This window comes from Nocardia sp. NPDC004340, from assembly GCF_053602575.1.
The window spans coordinates 1334968-1352513 of sequence record NZ_JBSGDW010000001.1 but is presented as its reverse complement, the minus strand read 5'-3'; the positions used below and the strand labels follow the sequence as shown (position 1 = coordinate 1352513).

The following is a 17546-nucleotide window of genomic DNA, read 5'->3' as shown; positions in this document are numbered from 1 at the left end:
GATTCGAATTGCTACGAGGTTGCCCTATTCGAAAGGCGAGGACGACGAGTCAGTCCCGGCACCATCCCCAGCACCGGCGCGCCACCCGCGGGCAGGCCGCCGTGTCGCGCGGTCTGTACGGGGTCACCCGCCGGGCCGCCGGATCGATGGACCGCTGGCTGCGCCGGGTGAGCGCCGACGCCGCCGCGCCCGCCGATCAGGCCCCGCCGCCGGAGGAACCGCCGATCTCCGCCGATCTGCTGGATCTGCTGCGGCACATGGGCGTCGCGCTCATCCGCTCCGGCGAGACCACCACCATGGTGCAGGACATCCTCGACGATCTGGCCCACCGCTACGACGCCACCGAGGTGCACTTCTTCGTGCTCCCCACGGGAGTGTTCGTGCGCGTGCAGGATTCGCGCGGCTCGGCGGTGGACCTGCTCGAGGCGGACTCCGGCACCCTGCGCCTGGATCAGATCGCGGAGCTCTACCGGCTCATCGACCGGATCAAGCGGGAGGTGCCACCGCCCGCCGAGGCCACCGCCGACCTCGCGGAGATCCTCACCTCCCCGCAGCCGACGCCGGTGTGGCGGCTGCTGCTCGGCAATGTGGTGCTCACCGTGGGACTGGGCCTGATGCTCAACCCCACCTCGACCGCGCTGCTCGGCTATGTCGTGCTCGGACTCGTGGTGCAGCTGCTGATCATGGGCGCCGACCGGTTCCGGCTGGTGTCGACGGGCCTGCCGGTGCTGGCGGGCGCGGTGGTCACCTTGCTGTCCTTCGGTTTTCCGAACGCGCTGGGCGGCGGCAATCCCTCCCAGCTGCTGGTGCCCGCGGTGTCGAGCCTGCTGCCGGGCGCCATGCTCACCACCGGCTCGATCGAACTGGCCACCGGGTCCATGATCGCGGGAGCCAGTCGCACCATCTACAGCTTCAACAAGCTGATCCTGCTCGCCTTCGGGGTGCTGGTCGGTCTGCAGCTGCTGGGCGACCGGGCGACTACGGTCGCGCCGCAGCCCGGGCACGGATTGGGTTGGTGGACACCGGCGCTCGGTGTGCTGCTGATCGGGCTGGGGCACAGCTGGCGGGCCAGCGCACCGCCCAAATCCCTGCCCTGGCTGTTGATCGTGCTGTACGCGGCGTTCGCGGGCCAGCAGGTGGGCACGCATCTCGGCGGCGGACTGCTCGGCTCGTTCCTGGGCGGCATGATCGCGGTGCCGGTCGCCTACCTGGTGCAGCGATACCGCAACGCGCCGCCGACGCAGGCGGTGTTCCTGCCCGCCTTCTGGATGCTGGTGCCCGGCGGCATGAGTTTGAGCGGGGTGTCGGATCTGATCACCCGCAACGACCCCAACAGCCTGCACATCCTGGTCACCGCGGTGCTCACGGTGCTGGCCATCGCGCTCGGGGTGCTGGTCGGTTCCGGGCTGGTGGCCTCCACCCGGCAGCCGCGGCTGGAGGGCATGGTGGACCAGTGGCTGGGCCCCGGCGAGAATCAGCGCACGACAGGCAGTTCCGAGCCCGGATCGGCGAGCCAGAGCAGCCAGTGAGGGGCGAGCAGGGCGGCGAATTCGTCGTAGCCGGTCGCGCTCGGGTGGAAGCCGTCACCGGCGGCGATATCGCGCATCCAGATCCGGTTCTCGCGTAAGGGCTGATGGGCCCGCAGGTAGGGCGCCTGCGCCTGCTCGCACAGCTCGGCGTAGCGGACGTCGAGGTCCAGCAGCCGGGCATTGTGCTCGTCGTCGACGTTCGGCGGCGGCGCGACCACCATTGCCCGCCAACCCTTTTCCCGCGCCCGGCGCAGGATCTCGGCCAGATTGCGCACCGACTCCGCGGAATCGACTCGGGGACGCCCGTTCTCGAACTGGGTGTCGTTGACGCCGGTGGAGATCACCACCCGGCAGTCCGCGCCCGCGGGCAGCCGGGGCGCGCATTCGGCCTCCCACCGCCCCCGTAGCTCGGTGCTGTTCTCGCGGCGGATCCCCAGGTTGTAGTAGGTCAGAGGCTGCCCGGCCGCGGTGGCGCGGGCCGCCAGCCGCCCCGCCCACCCCAGGCATTTCTGATCACCGACCCCGGCGACGAATGACTCCCCCAGAAAGCAGACACGCAGATCGAGCACCACGGGCAGATCCTCGCACGCCGGTCGAACCGCCGCCCGATCCTCGGAATAAGCCGGAAAAACCGATACCGGAACCGGGCGCGGCGGAGGCTTCGGGCCAGGCTTGTCGGGCAGTGTCCGGCGCACGGGTTACGGTTAGCGGCGTCAGCCGACCCTGGGACCGCAGCCGTTCCCACGATCCGAAAGCGCGAATAGGACATGCGAGTCGACGGGCGGGAGATTCCCGTCTCCGGCAGCCTGCTGCAGCCGCGGATCCGCCGAACCAGTGACATCCTGCGCGTCGTGCTGTCCGCACTGTCGGTGGCCGTGGTCATCGCGGGATCGCTGATCAGCAGGCCGCAATGGGAGGCGCTGGAAGGATCGGTCTCCAAGATCGTGGGGTTCTTGACCCCGGAACAGTCCAACCTGGTCTACATCGTCTACGGCATCGCCGTGCTGGTGCTGCCCTTCGCCATCCTGGTGCGGCTGGTGCTGCGCCGGCAGTGGAAGCTGCTGGCGGGCTTCACCTCCGCGGGCCTGATCGCGCTGGCGCTGTTCTCCATCACCGACAGTGGCTTCTCCGCGCCGCGCTGGCATCTGTCCGCACCGGGGCAGGTCAACACCTTCCTGTCGCAGTTCCTCGACGACCCGCGCTGGATCGCCATGCTGGCCGCCACGCTCACGGTGGCCAGCCCGTGGCTGCCCGCCCGGGCCCGGCGCTGGTGGTGGACGCTGCTGCTGGCGTTCGTGCCGATCCACCTGTTCGTCTCGCTGGTGGTGCCCGCCCGCGCGGCGCTGGGCCTGGTGGTGGGCTGGCTGGTGGGCGCGGTGATCGTGCTGGTGGTCGGCACTCCCGCGCTGGAGGTGCCGCTGGCCGCCGCGGTGCGGGTGCTGGCCCAGCGCGGCATCCGGGTAACCGCGTTCACGGTGCTGCGCCCAGCCGCCCGTGGGCCGCTGGTGCTTTCTGCCTCGACGACGCCGCAGGCGGAGCTGAGCGCCTCGCCCAACGGCCCGACCGGCGCGGCCGAGACCGGCGAATCCGCGTCCCCCGATGACGAATTGATCGTCGAGATGTACGGCGCGAACCAGCGCAGCCGCGGCATGCTGCAGCAGTTGCGGCGCTGGCTGACGATTCGCAGCGGCGAGTATCCGGCCCCCTTCGCGTCCATGCGGCGCGCGGTCGAGCACAAGGCGCTGATGGGATTCGCCATCGCCGATCTGGGGCTGGCCAGCAACAAGCCGCTCACGGTGGCGGCGCTGGACCGGGGCTGGACGGTGTACGCGCACACCGTGCCCCAGGGCCACCCGCTCACCGCCGCCGACGGCGAAGCCGCGCTGACCCGGGTGTGGCAGGCGCTGCACCGCATGCACCAGGCCCAGATGTCGCACGGCGATCTGCGCACCGACGAGATCCGCATCCTCGATGACGCCGTCCTCTTCGGCGGCTTCGTGCAATCCGAATTCGGCACGTACCAGGTGCGTTTCGACTCCGACGTGGCGCAGTTGCTGCTGTCCTCGGCGAACCTGTTCGGCACCGGTCCGGCGGTGCGGACCGCGCTCGAGGTGCTCGACAAACAGGCCGTTCTCGACGCCTCGGCCCGGCTCACCAAGACCGCCATGCCCGCCCACGTCCGCAAGGCCGTGCCGGACGCGGGCGATCTGATGAAGGACATTCGCGCCGAGGTGGCCGCGCAGACCGGGCAGGACAAGATCGAGGCCGCGCAGATCAACCGCTTCTCGCGCAACCAGATCATCCAGCTGGTCCTGCTGATCGGCCTGGTGTACGTGGCCTACCCGTACATCAGCGCGGTGCCGACCTTCGCCTCCGAACTGGGCAACCTGAACTGGGGGTGGGCGCTGCTCGGGCTGACCGTGTCCGCGCTGACCTACGTGGGCGCGGCGATGGCGTTGTGGGCGTGCGCCTCCGAGGCCGTGAAGTTCGGCAACCTGCTGCTCATGCAGATCGCCAACACCTTCGCCGCGACCACCACCCCGGCCGGCGTGGGCGGTCTGGCCTTGAGTGTGCGATTCCTGCAGAAGGGCGGGCTGGGCGCGGTGCGCGCCACCGCCGCGGTCGCCCTGCAGCAGACCGTGCAGGTGGTGACCCACGTGGTGCTGCTGCTGATCTTCGGCGCGCTCGCCGGAACCTCCACGGACCTCTCGCATTTCGTGCCCAGTGCCACCGTGCTGTACCTGGTGGCGGGCGCGCTGCTGGGCTTGCTGGGTGTGACCATGTTCGTCCCCAAGGTGCGCAAGTGGCTGCTCAACGAGGTGCGCCCGCAGCTGGCGGACGTGCTGGGCCAGTTGAAGGATCTGGCCCGGCGGCCGGGACGGCTGGCCATGATCGTGGGCGGCTGCGCCACCACCACCCTCGGTATGGCGCTGGCGCTGTGGGCCAGTATCGAAGCCTTCGGCGGCAGTACGACTTTCGTGACCGTCACCATCGTCACCATGATCGGCGGCACGCTGGCCTCGGCCGCGCCGACGCCCGGCGGTGTGGGCGCGGTGGAGGCCGCGCTCATCGGTGGTCTGGCCGCGTTCGGAGTGTCGGCGGGGATCGCGGTCCCCGCCGTGCTCCTCTATCGCGTGCTGACCTGCTGGCTGCCGGTGTTCTGCGGCTGGCCGATCATGCGCTGGCTCACCGCCAAAGACATGATCTGAACGACCAGCCGTAGCCGATCAGGCCGAATACTGGTCGCGCAGTGCGACCTTCACGACCTTGCCGCTGGCATTGCGGGGCAGTTCGGGCACCACCACCAGGTGCTTGGGGTGCTTGTAGCGGGCCAGGGACTCGTTCAGGAACGGCTCGAGCTCCTCGAGGGTCAGCTCGTCGATGCCCGCCGCCAGCGCGACCACCGCCACCGGCACCTCGCCCCACTTCTCGTGGGCGCGGCCGACCACGGCGGCCTCGTGGATCTTGGGGTGCGCGAAGAGCACGTTCTCGACCTCGGCGCAGTAGATGTTCTCGCCGCCGGAGATGATCATGTCCTTCTTGCGGTCCACCACGTAGACGAAGCCCTCCTCGTCGCGGCGGACCAGGTCACCGGAGTGGAACCAGCCGCCGTGGAAGGCCTCCGCGGTGGCTTCGGGCTTGTTCCAGTAGCGCTGCATGAGAGTCGGTCCGCGGTAGACGATCTCGCCGATCTCGCCCGGGGCGACATCGTTCATCTCGTCGTCGACGACCCGGACCTGCAGGGTCGGGATGGGCAGGCCGACCGAGCCGAGCTTGCGCAGCGCGTCCTTGCCCTCGAGCACGCAGGTGATGGGTGACAGCTCGGTCTGACCGAAGACCGCCACGTTGAAGGCGTCCGGGAAGCAGTCGGCCATGGCCCGCAGCACCGTGTCCGAGGCGGGGGCCGCGCCCCACGACAGCGCCCGCAGGGCCAGCTTGCGCTGCTTGACGGTGGGCTCCTCACAGATGAGCTGCCACTGCGCCGGAACGCAGAACGCGGTGGTGGCCTGCTCGGCCTCGATGGCGTCCAGGAACTCGGTGGCGTCGAACGCGCCCAGCGGGTGCAGCACGGTGGTGCCGCCGAGCATGAAATACGGGGCGAGACTGCCCAATCCGGCGATGTGGAACAGCGGGGAGGTGCAGAAGCCGATGGAATCGGGGCTGATCTCCAGGGCCCGGATACAGGTCAGCGCCTGCGCGTTCATGTTCGCGTGGGTGAGCACCGCGCCCTTGGGGCTGCCGGTGGTGCCCGAGGTGTACATGATCAGGCAGGGCGTGTCCTCCGGAATGTCCAGCGGCGCATGGGGTTCGCCCGGCTCGGCGAGCAGCTCGTCGTAGCCGAGCACGCCCTCCCCGGACTGCCCGTTGATCACGACCACGGTGGACAGCTCCGCGGCCTGTCCGGCCACGCCCACCGCGAGCGGCCGCAGCACCGAGTCGGTGACGATCGCCCGCGCGCCGGAGTCGGCCACGATGTAGGCGACCTCGGGCGGGGTGAGCCGGAAGTTCACCGGCACCGCGATGGCGCCGAGGGCGTTGATGCCCATGACCGCCTCGATGTACTCGGTGTAGTTCAGCGCCAGGATGAGCACGCGATCGCCGAACCCGACCCCTCGACGGGACAGCGCGTCGGCGAACTTCTCCGACCGCTCGTGCAGCTGCTTCCAGGTGGTCTCCGCGCCCTTGAACTTGAAGGCCACGTGCCCGGGCCGCATGGCCGCGTGCGTGGCGATCTGGTTCACCCAGTGGTTGCGAACCGATCGGATCGGCTCGTCTAGCGGCTGGAAGGTCATGCGGTGTCCTTTCACGCTGATCAACCGTGAGAATACCGCTTAACTTTCTGACGTGACAAGGGTTACAGAGAAGGATTCATCGATAAGTTCTCACCCAGTCATCCAGCAGTTCAGAGGCTGTATTCGGGGGTGTACCACCCAGTTGTCCACAGGCACCCATCCGCAGACCCACAGGTGACGGCACTGCGTTTATGCAAACTCCGACTCACATCAGGGTTGTCGCTCCATATGCAACTATGCGAGTATCGGGGCAGTTGCGAGAGGCAGGGAGAGGACAGCGCCCATGGCACTGAAGACCAGATTCACCGAGACCTTCGGAGTGGAGCACCCCATCGTGCAGGGCGGCATGATGTGGGTCGGCCGCGCCGAGCTCGCCGCGGCCGTCTCCGAAGCGGGCGGCCTCGGCATCATCACCGCGCTGACCCAGCCCACCCCAGACGACCTGCGCCGCGAGATCGACCGCGCGCGGGAGCTGACCGACAAGCCCTTCGGCGTGAACGTCACCATCCTGCCGTCGATCAACCCGCCGCCGTACCAGGAGTACGCGCAGGCCATCATCGACTCCGGCGTGAAGATCGTGGAGACCGCCGGCTCCAACCCCGAGCCGTTCCTGCCGTACTACAAGGAAGCCGGGATCAAGGTGCTGCACAAGTGCACCAGCGTCCGGCACGCGCTCAAGGCCCAGAAGATCGGCGTCGACGGCGTGTCCATCGACGGCTTCGAATGCGCCGGCCACCCCGGCGAGGACGACGTGCCCGGTCTGATCCTGATCCCGGCCGCCACCCGGGCGCTCGACATCCCGGTGATCGCGTCCGGCGGTATCGCCGACGCGCGCGGCCTGGTCGCGGCGCTGGCGCTGGGCGCGGATGGCGTGAACATGGGCACCCGTTTCATGTGCACCCAGGAGTCGGCCATCCACCAGACGGTCAAGGAGCAGATCGTCGCCAACTCCGAGCGGGCCACCCAGCTCATCTTCCGCACCATGCACAACACCGCGCGGGTGGCGGACAACGAGATCAGCCGCAAGGTCGTCGAGATCGAGAAGGCCGGCGGCAAGTTCGAGGACGTCCGGGACCTGGTCGCGGGTGCCCGCGGTCGCCGCGTGTTCGAGGAGGGCGACCTGGACGCCGGCATCTGGTCGGCCGGTCAGGTGCAGGGCCTCATCGACGACATCCCGACCTGCGGCGAGCTGGTGTCGCGCATGGTCGCCGAGGCCGAGGCGCTGATCGGGCAGCGACTGGCGGGCATGCTCGGCTGAGACCCGTCGGGATGATTCCGGCGAAAGTCGGTACGTCCCAGACAATTACGACAAGAGCCCTTGGCACTCGTGCCGAGGGCTCTCGTCATTCGGGGTATCCGCGGACGCTGGATCCGTCATGCTTTTCGGTAACGACGGATGCGGCGGAGGTGCCTGAAATGGCAATCACTCGAATCTATCTCGACGACGACGCGCTGCGCCGGACCATGGCCATCTCCGGTGTGTACACCGAACAGGACGCGGTGAACCTAGCACTGCGCTTCTTCAGTACCCACGCCACGGCCGAGGATTTCGACCAGCCCTTTCACTCTCGCACCGCCTCGTAATCCCAGGCGGCGGTGAGCCTCGCGCCGGTTGCGGGGCCGTGCCTGCACGAAAGGTCTTCAGACCGCGAGGAAATCTTGGCAGAATCGCCGGAGTACCTCGACGGCCGACAGCGCGCGGACACGGGAGGGCATTCCTGTGCACCACAGTACGAGAACGACCACCGATCACATCCCGGCGACGAGGGTGTCGATTGTCGGTGTCGGCTGCCGGGCCACCGGCACCGACTTCGACCACGCGTGGTTCGGGCTGGACCGGCTCGCCGCCGTCGGCCTGACCCCGCGCCAGCGCACCACCCTCGAAGCGGCCGTCGAAGCCCTCGACGACTCCGGATTGGGCTGCCTGGCAACGGGTTCCCAGGCGGCGGTCGTGTTCGGCGCGATCGGCGGCACCAATACGGCACACCACCTGTCGCGTGCACTCGACCTGCGCGGACCCAGTCTGACGGTGGACAGCCAGCGGGCCTCACCGCTGGTGGCGGTGGACATGGGCGTCCGGCTGCTGGCCGACGAATCCGTGCCGTTCGTCCTCGCCGGGGGCGTGGATCTCACCCTGCTCCCGGACATCTCGGACCTGCGCCTGCCACTGCCGCGGGGCGCGGGGCTCGAGGGCGGCGACCGCGCGAGCGGTGGCGCCGGGGTGTGCACCGTTCTGGTGCTGCAACGCACCGGCGACGCGCTGCGCACCCGAACCCGCCGGTACGCCGAAATCGGCGGCCCCGGAATCGGTTTCCGCGAGGCGCGCGGTGTGGACGCGCACATCGCCCTCGACGATCCGCGCCGGGGTGGATCGTCCGACGCCGACCGCGGCGAGGAACCGCCCGTCCTCATCCCGGTCTCCGGACCCGACGCCATCACCATCCACCACCTGGCCCTGCGCTGGGCCGTCGCGCTCGGCTCGTACCGATCCCTGCGCGAATTCGCCGCCGCCACCGCCAGACTCGTGCCCGAACCGGCCCGCGCCGCCGTCATCGCGCGCGACGGCATCGAAGCCGCCGCCCAGTTGCGCGCCCTCGCCCGCCGGATCGAGGTGAGCACCACGGCGGGTCGCGCCCCGGATCACGCCCGGGCACCGCTGGCGACGCCCGGCGCCGGCCCCGTGACAGCCGCCCCGTTCGCGACGGTCTCCGGGCCCGATGTCTTCACGCCGGTCCGCGAACGTGCCGACGGCGGCGTGCTTTTTCTGTTCCCCGGAACCGGAGACCATCCGCGCATGGGCCGCGCCCTCGCCGCGCGCTACCCGGTCTTCGCCGCCGCCCTCACCAGGGCTGTCGACGCGGTCGTCACGGTGGGCGGGCCGCGAGTGTGGACGCCACGCTACGGTTTCGGTCGGAACGGGCATGTCCCCGTACCGACCTCGGCCCACCCGCACCCGGCGTCGGACCACTCACCGCCGTCCGCGGCCGGCGCCGCATCGAGTCGCGGCGAGGACCGGGCAGATGCCTCGGAGCTCGACGAGACACACTGCGCGGGTGATCTTCCCGATGGGGAGACCGGCAATGGGATCGACGGCGATCTCCGAAACTCCAGTAGCGGCGACGGGGGAGACACGGGCATCCCGGATGGCCGCGATGGGATCGTCTCCGGCCAGATCTCGCTGTTCGTCTTCCAGTACGCGCTGGCGGAATTGCTGGAGTCGTGGGGTATTCACGCGGACGGGGTCGCCGGACACGGTGCGGGCGAGACCGCTGCGGCGGTCGTGTGCGGCGCGCTGTCACTCGAGGACGGGGCGCGGGTCGCGGTGGCGCGAGCGCGGTTGGTGGCCCGGGCCGGTGGCGGCGGGACCGCGGCGGTGCTGGAAGCGACCCCCGCCGAGGTGAATCAGCTGGTCACGCCGATGAGCGCGGAAGTCGCGGTGGCCGCGGTGGACGGCCTCGCGATCACCGTGGCGGGCGAGCCACGGTATGTCGATGTGCTGGTCCGGCGAGCCCATCGGCGCGCCATCTTCGCACAGCGGGTACCCGCCGGATCGGACCACGAACCGCCACACCTGCCGATGGTCCGCGGCCGCGCCCACGAATTGCGCGGCGAGCTCACCGATCTCGCGCCCCGGCACCCATGGTGGCCGCTCTATTCGACCACCCGCCGCGGCGGCGTGCTACGCCCCGACACCCCGGATGGCTCGGCCCACGACACCGGCACTCCCACCCTCCCGACCAGCCCGAACAGCGCGCTCCGGATGGACGGCGCGTACTGGGCCGAGAACGTCTCGCAGACGGTCGAGCTCGCGGCGGCATTGGACGGTGTTGTCGCGGACGGCTTTTCGACCGTGGTCGAGGTCGGTCCCACCTCGGCGCTGACCTCCGCGGTGCGGGAGCGGATCGCGCTGCGGGACGGCGCGTGGCCCGTGCTGGCGGCGGATGACGAGGCGGGGAGTCTGTTGCGCACGATCGCGCGGCTGTATCTGGAAGGGCGGACCGTGGATTGGACCGCCCTGGGTCCGCACACGATCGCACCGCCGCAACGGCAGTGGCGGCGACCGGATTCCGGCGATTCGGGCAGTTGGCCGCGGCCCGGGTTCGCCGCGGACGGACATCCACCCGGTCCGGTGTTCCCGGAGGTCGAGATCCGCCCGGAGGGGACGTACGTGGTCGCGGGCGGGCTGGGGCCGCAGGGCGAGGCCGCGGTGCGGTGGCTGCTGGCGGCCGGGGCGCGGGACGTGGTGGTGCTGACCCGCACGCCGCGGCCGCTGCCAGCCCGGCTGACCGGCATGGAGGATCGGATCGTCATGATGCGGTGCGACTGCGCCGACCGCGCCGACCTCGCGACGGCCCTGCAGGACATTCGCGAATGCGGGTCGGCGGTGCGGGGCGTGGTGCACGCCTCCGGCGCGACGCGACTGGTCGCGGCGACCAATCTGCTGGAGCTGACAGCGGCCGATCCCACGGATTTCACGGTGCTGCTGACCTCGGCGCCCGGCGCGGGCGGGCCGGAGGCGGTGCGGGAACTCGCGGAAGCGCACATGGATCGGCGGGTCATCTGCGTGGAGTGGGAGGTCGGGCCCGCGGCCTGAACCAGGATCGGCGCAGGCTGAGCCAGGATCGGGACCGGCTGAGGCATGATGACTGGATGACGGATCCCGAGATCACGGTCAAGTGGAAGAAGGAGCCGGACGACCACGATTACCCGGCCGCCGCGGACTACCTCGAGATGCTGGCAGAGCCGGACGTCATCGAGCGGGTCGTCCAGTCGCTGCGCGACGCGCCGGTCACCCTCAAGAAGGCCAAGGACCTGTTGCGGGCGTCGCACCTGAAGATCCTGCCGAGCTACAACCCCTATGTACGGCGCGACCTGGCCAAGATCACGGCCGGGAAGGCGTTGTCGCCGATCCTGGTGGTGCGCGGCGACTTCCGCAAGGGCGTGCCCATGCAGATCGTGGACGGCTACCACCGGGTGTGCGCCATCTACTACACCGACGAGAACATCGCGATCCCGGTGAAGATCGCCCCGATGCCGTGAGCTCGGCGTGAACTTCCAGACCCTCACCCTGATCACCCTGCTCGGACTGGCCGGGCCCTGGCTGGCCTGGCGGCAGTCCTGGCATCTGCCGGTGATCCTGGGCGAGCTGCTGGCCGGAATCGTCTTCGGCACCACCGGCTTCGGCCTGCTGCACCCGTCCGACCCGACCTTCACCTTCCTGGCCGACGTCGGCTTCGCGGTGGTCATGTTCGTGGCGGGCACCCATGTGCCGGTGCGCGACGCGGCGATCCGCTCGGCGCTCGGGCGCGGCGCGGTGCGCGCGGTGGCGGTGGGTGTGCTGGCCATGCTCGCGGGGCAGGGCATCGCGGCCTGGTTCGACACCGGGCACGGGCTGCTCTACGCGGTGCTCATCGCCTCGTCGTCGGCGGCCATCGTGCTGCCGATCATCGACTCCCAGGGCCTGGGCGGAAAGCCGGTCCTGGAGTTGACCGCCCAGGTCGCCCTCGCCGACGCGGCCGCGGTGGTCGCCTTGCCGCTGGTGATCGATCCGGGCAATGCGGGCCGGGCCGCCATCGGCGCCCTGCTGGTCGCGGCGGCCGCGCTGATCGTCTACTTCTTTCTGCACTGGCTCGAGGAATCCGGCATCCGGCACCGGCTGCACACCGTGTCCGAGGACCGGAAGTTCGCTCTCGAATTGCGGGTCAGCCTGGCGCTGCTCTTCGCCCTCGGCGCGCTGGCCACCCGCAGTCACGTGTCGATCATGTTGGCGGGCTTCGCCCTCGGCCTGGCGGTCGCGGCGGTCGGCGAACCGCGCCGGGTGGCCAGGCAGCTGTTCGCCCTGAGCGACGGATTCCTCGCACCCTTGTTCTTCGTCTGGCTGGGTGCGCGACTGAACCTGCGCGAGTTCGGCGACCACCCGTACCTGATCCTGCTCGGACTGGCGCTCGGGGCGGGCGCGGTGCTGGCCCACGCGCTCATGCGGGTGCTGGGTCAGCCGGTTCCGCTGGGCGCCATCGCCTCGGCGCAGATCGGGGTCCCGGTCGCGGCGGTCACGGTGGGCACCCAGCTGCATGTGCTGAAACCAGGCGAACCGGCCGCCCTCATGCTGGGCGCACTGGTGACCATTGCCGCGGCCGCCTGGGGAGCCCGATCGGCCGCGACGACGCAATCGGGGAATCCGGCTCCGGTGCAGGGCGATAAGAAGTCCTGATCGACCCGATCAGTCGGATTCGCGACCCAGCAGTTTGTCGGTCTCGCGGCGTTCCCGTTTGGTGGGGCGGCCCGCACCGCGATCGCGGCGCGGGATCAGAGCGGTCAGCTGCGGATCGGGCGGGGGCGGGCTCTTGTCGATCATGCACTGCACCGCCACGGCCGCACCCACCCGTTTGGTGATGAGCTGCTCGACGATGACGATGCGTTCGATCCCATTGACGCGCACCCGGATCTCGTCACCGGGTTTCAGCGAGTGCGCGGGTTTCACCGGCACGCCGTTCACCCGGACATGCCCGGAGCGGCAGGCCGCGGCGGCCGCCGAGCGGGTCTTGAAAATGCGGACGGCCCAGGTCCAAGAATCAACTCGGGCCTGGGCCGTAGTGCTCAGTGGAGCAGGGGTCACGCTCTAGACGATACGGTCACGCCACGACGCGACGCGCGGTGACCACCTGGCCCGCGTGCAGCGGGGTGTAGGAGACCGGGGTGCCGGACTGGACCGCGTTCAGCAACTTGCCGTCGCCGGCGTAGATGCCGACGTGGCCGCCGCCGTTGGTGATGACGATGTCGCCGGGCTGCAGGTCGTCGAAGGAGACCGGGGCGCCGACATTGGACTGCTCGAAGCTGGTGCGGGGCAGCTCGATTCCGGCCTGCTTGTAGGCCCACTGGACCAGGCCGGAGCAGTCGAAGCTGTAGGGACCGGTGGCGCCCCAGGAGTACTGGGCGCCGACCTTGGTCTCGGCCGCGTGCAGGGCGATGTCACCCACAGAGCTCGGCTTGTTGAAGATGGTCGGCAGCTGGAACTGCGGAGCGGGCGCGACCGCCGGGGCGCCGACCTGGGCGCCGCCGCCCAGAGCGCCGGGGGTCTGCAGCGCCGTCGCGGCGTCCTTGACCGTCTGGTTGAACTGCTGCACCTGAGGCGTGAATTCGTCCGGCACATCGAAGTTTCCGATGCCGGGGATCTCGACGGTGGCGGCCGTGGCGGTGATCGCCGGGAAGACACCAGTAGTCGTCGCCGCCATCGCACCCATGACGATGGCACCCTTCACGGAAGCCGGAAGCTTCGATTCCTGCTGCAAGCTGTGCTTACCCACTGAGACGCATCTCCGATCGTGCTGCTTGTAACTTCGCGGGCTGCCTCTCCGATGAAGCAACAGACTCCGCTAAGTCACGAGAAGATTACGACTCGGTCGCCCGGTTGTCCACCCGACACGGGTGGCGTGTCCGATGTTTCCGAAAACGTCCCGCTAAGCGGTCATTTCGGTGTAAAGAGCCATGGATCACGAGACGATATAGGTGATCGTTCCGGCCGTTATCAACTCTTCGCCTGGGCGCCCCGCTCCAGTTCGGCAATCCGCCGGCGCGCGTCGGCGAGGTCCACTTCCAACTGGCCCAGGGCCATCACCAGCGGTCCCACCGCGAGGTCGGCCACCAGCTGCGGATCGTCGTACCCGCGCTCGATGGCGACCAGGATGTTGTTGCGGATGCGCGCGGCGACCACCGCCTCGGCGGGGACGTTCCAGGACTCGACCACCTCCGCGACGGTGGGGGGTACGACTTCTTCCGACATGAACCCTCCTGCCCTGGATCCCAACGAATCAGGCATAAGGGTAGAGACCCCCGGCGACACCGCGGGCACATGTGCCGCATGCCGGTCGATAGCTGCGTCTAGGGCCCGCCATAGATACCCGGATAATCCGTGATTCCCGCGCTACGGTTGGGCCGCATGGACCCCGTCAAGAATCCGTACGCGCCCGGCGCGGGGCAGCGGCCGCCGGAGCTCGCGGGCCGGGACCGGCAGCTCGCGGCCTTCGACATCGTGCTGGAACGGGTGGCGAAGGGCAGGCCGGAGCGCAGCGTCATGCTCACCGGACTGCGCGGGGTCGGAAAGACGGTGCTGCTCAACCAGCTTCGCTCCGCGGCTCGTACCCGCGGCTGGGGCACCGGCAAGCTGGAGGCACGACCGGATCAGGAACTGCGGCGGCCGCTGGCCTCGGCGCTGCACATGGCGGTGCGTTCCCTGGCTGTGGGACACCGCAATCCGGAGCAGGTGGACGATTTCCTGGGGATTCTCAAGGCTTTCGCGCTGCGCTCCACCGCCGACAAGGGCATGCGGGACCGCTGGAACCCGGGCATCGACGTGCCCGCGGTGACCGGGCGCGCCGACTCCGGAGACATCGAGATCGACCTCGTCGAGCTGCTCGTGGAGGCGGCGGCGCTGGTGCGCGATCACGGCATCGGGATCGCGGTGTTCATCGACGAGATGCAGGATCTCGGGGCCGCCGACATCTCCGCCATCTGCGGGGCCTGCCACGAATTGAGCCAGGACGCCGCGCCTTTGATCGTGGTCGGGGCGGGGCTGCCGCACCTGCCCGCGGTGCTGACCGCGTCCAAGAGCTACTCCGAGCGGTTGTTCTCCTATCACCGGATCGATCGGCTGGATCGGGAGTCTGCGGACCAGGCCTTGATCGCTCCCGCCGAGCGGGAGAGCGTGGAGTACTCGACGGAGGCGCTGGACGCGCTCTACAAGAAGGCCGACGGCTACCCGTACTTCGTGCAGGCGTACGGCAAGGCGGCGTGGGACGCGGCGGCGCGGAGTCCGATCTCGGCCGAGGACGTGGCGGTGGCGTCACCCGCCGCCGAAGAAGAATTGGCGGTCGGTTTCTTCGGTTCCCGCTACGAACGCGCAACGCCCGCCGAGCGTGAATACATGCGCGCGATGGCCGATCTGTCCGGAGACGACGGACCGGTCGCCACCTCGGCGGTCGCCAACGAATTGGGGCGAAAACCTGCGTCTCTGTCCCCGGCCCGGGACGGGCTGATCAAGAAGGGACTCATCTATTCGGCCGAGCGCGGCACCATCGGATTCACGGTTCCGCATTTCGGCCGCTATCTCCGTGGCGTGCAATAGGAAAAGGCGAACGGTGGATCTACCCCTACCGGTGGGTAACAAAGGCTCCTACACTCGAATGTGATTCTCATCACGGTCGAGGAGGACATCATGGCGACTGTCGCCAAAGTCGACGCCACCGAAGAACAGGCCCGAGCACTCGTCGAGGAATCCCGCGAAACCACCTGGGCCAAGCCATCCTTCGCCAAGGAGATGTTCCTCGGCCGATTCCGGCTCGACCTCATCCATCCGTTCCCCCGCCCCAGCGCCGCCGACGAGGCCAAGATCGAGGCCTACCTGACCCGGCTGCGCGCGTTCTGCGAGACCATCGACGGCCTCCGCATCGAGGCCGAGGGCCGCATCCCCGACGAGTACGTGCGCGGGCTGGCCGAACTCGGTTGCTTCGGGCTCAAGATTCCCGAGGAATACGGCGGCGTCGGGCTCTCGCAGGTCGGCTACAACCGCGCGCTCATGCTGGTCGGTTCGGCGCACGCCAGCCTCGGCGTACTGCTCTCGGCGCACCAGTCCATCGGCGTGCCGGAGCCGCTGAAGCTGGCGGGCACCCCGGAACAGAAGCGGGAGTTCCTGCCGCGCTGCGCCAAGGGCGCGGTCAGCGCGTTCCTGCTCACCGAACCCGATGTCGGCTCCGATCCGGCGCGCATGGCCTCCACCGCCACCCCGACCGCCGACGGCGAGGCCTACGAACTCAATGGCGTGAAGCTGTGGACCACCAATGGCGTGGTGGCCGAACTGCTGGTGGTGATGGCGCGGGTGCCCAAGAGCGAGGGGCACCGCGGCGGCATCTCCGCGTTCATCGTGGAGGCCGACAGCCCCGGCATCACGGTGGAACGGCGCAACGGGTTCATGGGTCTGCGCGGCATCGAGAACGGCGTCACCCGCATGCACAATGTGCGGGTCCCGAAGCGAAACCTGGTGGGGCGTGAGGGCGACGGGCTGAAGATCGCGCTCACCACCCTCAACGCGGGCCGCCTGGCGATTCCGGCCATGTGCACCGCGGCGGCCAAGTGGTCGTTGAAGATCACGCGGGAATGGTCGGCCACCCGGGTGCAGTGGGGCCGCCCGGTCGGCGAGCACGGCGCGGTCGCCACCAAGCTGTCCTTCATCGCCGCAACGACTTTCGCGCTGGAGTCGGTGCTCGACCTGTCCGCCACCATGTGCGACGAGAACCGCAACGACATCCGCATCGAGGCCGCGCTGGCCAAGTTGTGGGCCTCGGAGATGGCCTGCCAGATCGCCGACGAACTGGTGCAGATCCGCGGCGGCCGCGGCTACGAGACCGCCGCCTCGCTGCGGGCCCGCGGCGAAAGGGCGGTCCCCGCCGAGCAATTGGTGCGGGATCTGCGGATCAACCGCATCTTCGAGGGCTCCAGCGAGATCATGCGCCTACTCATCGCCCGCGAGATGGCCGACGCCCACATGGCCGCCGCCGGCGCCCTGGTCGACCGCAATGCCGAACTGAAGGACAAGGCCAAGGCGGCGGTCGGCGCGAGCGGCTTCTACGCCAAGTGGTTCCCGCAACTGGCCGTCGGCGCCGGTACCGCCCCGGTGAGCTACGGCGAGTTCGGCCCCCTCGCCCGCCACATGCGCTACGTCGAACGCATGTCCCGCAAGCAGGCCCGCGCCCTCATGTACGGCATGGCCCGCTGGCAGGCCAAGCTCGAATACAAGCAGGGCTTCCTCGGCCGCATCGTCGACATCGGCGCCGAACTGTTCGCCATGGCCGCCGCCTGCGTCCGCGCCCAGTCCCTCCGCGTCGCGGGCAGCCCCGACGGCGAGGCCGCCGAAGAACTGGCCGAAGTCTTCTGCCGCCAGTCCCGCATCCGCATCGAGCGCCTCTTCGACGCCCTCTGGTCCAACACCGACGACGCCGACACCGACCTGACCCGCGGCATCCTCGACGGCCGCTACCGATGGGTCGAAGGCGGCGCCCTGGACCCGAGCGAAGGCACCGGCCCCTGGATCGCCGAATGGCAGTTCGGGCCGTCGGTGGAGCCGAACCTGATCCGCCCGTTCCTGCCATCCACGAAGACGGGAGCCACGACCTAGGCGGATCGGCCGAGCGGCTGGCGGACACCCGGATGCCGAAATGGGTGTCCGCCTGCC

At 69.5% G+C, this 17546-nt stretch carries 14 protein-coding genes; 9 read left to right on the top strand and 5 right to left on the bottom strand.

What is annotated here, in order from left to right:
• Nucleotides 1-101 precede the first annotated feature (101 nt).
• On the top strand, nucleotides 102-1529 hold the full coding sequence (locus ACWEOI_RS05955; RefSeq protein WP_452359050.1) for a threonine/serine ThrE exporter family protein: 1428 nt from the start codon (nucleotides 102-104) through the stop codon (nucleotides 1527-1529).
• Here ACWEOI_RS05955 and ACWEOI_RS05950 read toward each other — a convergent pair.
• Nucleotides 1475-2101, bottom strand: a complete 627-nt coding sequence (locus tag ACWEOI_RS05950) for a GDSL-type esterase/lipase family protein (RefSeq protein WP_452359049.1) — start codon at nucleotides 2099-2101, stop codon at nucleotides 1475-1477. The genes ACWEOI_RS05955 and ACWEOI_RS05950 overlap by 55 nt on opposite strands.
• 195 nt (nucleotides 2102-2296) lie before the next feature.
• Between ACWEOI_RS05950 and ACWEOI_RS05945 the strand changes: the two genes are divergently transcribed.
• The gene (locus ACWEOI_RS05945) at nucleotides 2297-4738 is read left to right on the top strand and encodes a lysylphosphatidylglycerol synthase domain-containing protein (RefSeq protein ID WP_433669383.1); all 2442 of its coding nucleotides are present in this window, start codon (nucleotides 2297-2299) and stop codon (nucleotides 4736-4738) included.
• 18 nt (nucleotides 4739-4756) lie between these two features.
• On the opposite strand, the gene fadD5 is transcribed toward ACWEOI_RS05945, so the two are convergent.
• The gene (gene fadD5 / locus ACWEOI_RS05940) at nucleotides 4757-6322 is read right to left on the bottom strand and encodes a fatty-acid--CoA ligase FadD5 (protein WP_433669385.1); all 1566 of its coding nucleotides are present in this window, start codon (nucleotides 6320-6322) and stop codon (nucleotides 4757-4759) included.
• Between the two features lie 283 nt (nucleotides 6323-6605).
• On the opposite strand from fadD5, the gene ACWEOI_RS05935 reads away from it, so the two are divergent.
• The 5 genes from ACWEOI_RS05935 to ACWEOI_RS05915 all read left to right on the top strand — a co-directional run bounded on the left by ACWEOI_RS05935 (nucleotide 6606) and on the right by ACWEOI_RS05915 (nucleotide 12533).
• The gene (locus ACWEOI_RS05935; protein ID WP_433669387.1) at nucleotides 6606-7580 is read left to right on the top strand and encodes a nitronate monooxygenase; all 975 of its coding nucleotides are present in this window, start codon (nucleotides 6606-6608) and stop codon (nucleotides 7578-7580) included.
• A gap of 158 nt (nucleotides 7581-7738) precedes the next feature.
• On the top strand, nucleotides 7739-7906 hold the full coding sequence (locus tag ACWEOI_RS05930; protein ID WP_357098794.1) for a type II toxin-antitoxin system VapB family antitoxin: 168 nt from the start codon (nucleotides 7739-7741) through the stop codon (nucleotides 7904-7906).
• Nucleotides 7907-8090: 184 nt separating this feature from the next.
• On the top strand, nucleotides 8091-10916 hold the full coding sequence (locus tag ACWEOI_RS05925; protein WP_452359048.1) for an acyltransferase domain-containing protein: 2826 nt from the start codon (nucleotides 8091-8093) through the stop codon (nucleotides 10914-10916).
• A gap of 56 nt (nucleotides 10917-10972) precedes the next feature.
• Nucleotides 10973-11362 carry a hypothetical protein gene (locus ACWEOI_RS05920; protein ID WP_452359047.1) on the top strand — a complete coding sequence of 130 codons (390 nt, stop codon included), beginning with the start codon at nucleotides 10973-10975 and terminating at the stop codon, nucleotides 11360-11362.
• 7 nt (nucleotides 11363-11369) lie between these two features.
• Nucleotides 11370-12533, top strand: coding sequence for a cation:proton antiporter (locus ACWEOI_RS05915; protein ID WP_452359046.1), 1164 nt, complete (start codon nucleotides 11370-11372; stop codon nucleotides 12531-12533).
• Between the two features lie 9 nt (nucleotides 12534-12542).
• On the opposite strand, the gene ACWEOI_RS05910 is transcribed toward ACWEOI_RS05915, so the two are convergent.
• From ACWEOI_RS05910 to ACWEOI_RS05900, 3 genes are all read right to left on the bottom strand, one after another.
• A complete protein-coding gene (locus ACWEOI_RS05910) occupies nucleotides 12543-12938 on the bottom strand; it encodes a S4 domain-containing protein (protein ID WP_433669394.1) in 396 nt (131 codons plus the stop codon).
• 16 nt (nucleotides 12939-12954) lie between these two features.
• Nucleotides 12955-13563 (bottom strand): NlpC/P60 family protein, encoded by a 609-nt coding sequence (locus ACWEOI_RS05905; RefSeq protein ID WP_433669395.1) that lies wholly within the window; start codon nucleotides 13561-13563, stop codon nucleotides 12955-12957.
• A 284-nt stretch (nucleotides 13564-13847) separates the two neighbouring features.
• Nucleotides 13848-14102, bottom strand: coding sequence for a hypothetical protein (locus tag ACWEOI_RS05900; RefSeq protein WP_433669396.1), 255 nt, complete (start codon nucleotides 14100-14102; stop codon nucleotides 13848-13850).
• A 156-nt stretch (nucleotides 14103-14258) separates the two neighbouring features.
• On the opposite strand from ACWEOI_RS05900, the gene ACWEOI_RS05895 reads away from it, so the two are divergent.
• Both ACWEOI_RS05895 and ACWEOI_RS05890 read left to right on the top strand, forming a co-directional pair.
• Entirely contained in the window at nucleotides 14259-15443 is a 1185-nt protein-coding gene (locus ACWEOI_RS05895) for an AAA family ATPase (protein ID WP_379277031.1), read from the top strand.
• Between the two features lie 90 nt (nucleotides 15444-15533).
• Nucleotides 15534-17489, top strand: coding sequence for an acyl-CoA dehydrogenase family protein (locus ACWEOI_RS05890; protein ID WP_433669399.1), 1956 nt, complete (start codon nucleotides 15534-15536; stop codon nucleotides 17487-17489).
• Nucleotides 17490-17546: the final 57 nt, after the last annotated feature.

What these genes read in the sequence shown, in the direction of transcription:
- ACWEOI_RS05900 (WP_433669396.1), bottom strand. Translation starts at nt 14,102, where the DNA reads ATGTCGGAAGAAGTCGTACCCCCCACCGTCGCGGAGGTGGTCGAGTCC.
- ACWEOI_RS05945 (WP_433669383.1), top strand. Translation starts at nt 2,297, where the DNA reads ATGCGAGTCGACGGGCGGGAGATTCCCGTCTCCGGCAGCCTGCTGCAG.
- ACWEOI_RS05895 (WP_379277031.1), top strand. Translation starts at nt 14,259, where the DNA reads ATGGACCCCGTCAAGAATCCGTACGCGCCCGGCGCGGGGCAGCGGCCG.
- ACWEOI_RS05905 (WP_433669395.1), bottom strand. Translation starts at nt 13,563, where the DNA reads ATGGGTGCGATGGCGGCGACGACTACTGGTGTCTTCCCGGCGATCACC.
- ACWEOI_RS05930 (WP_357098794.1), top strand. Translation starts at nt 7,739, where the DNA reads ATGGCAATCACTCGAATCTATCTCGACGACGACGCGCTGCGCCGGACC.
- ACWEOI_RS05920 (WP_452359047.1), top strand. Translation starts at nt 10,973, where the DNA reads ATGACGGATCCCGAGATCACGGTCAAGTGGAAGAAGGAGCCGGACGAC.
- fadD5 (WP_433669385.1), bottom strand. Translation starts at nt 6,322, where the DNA reads ATGACCTTCCAGCCGCTAGACGAGCCGATCCGATCGGTTCGCAACCAC.
- ACWEOI_RS05935 (WP_433669387.1), top strand. Translation starts at nt 6,606, where the DNA reads ATGGCACTGAAGACCAGATTCACCGAGACCTTCGGAGTGGAGCACCCC.
- ACWEOI_RS05890 (WP_433669399.1), top strand. Translation starts at nt 15,534, where the DNA reads ATGGCGACTGTCGCCAAAGTCGACGCCACCGAAGAACAGGCCCGAGCA.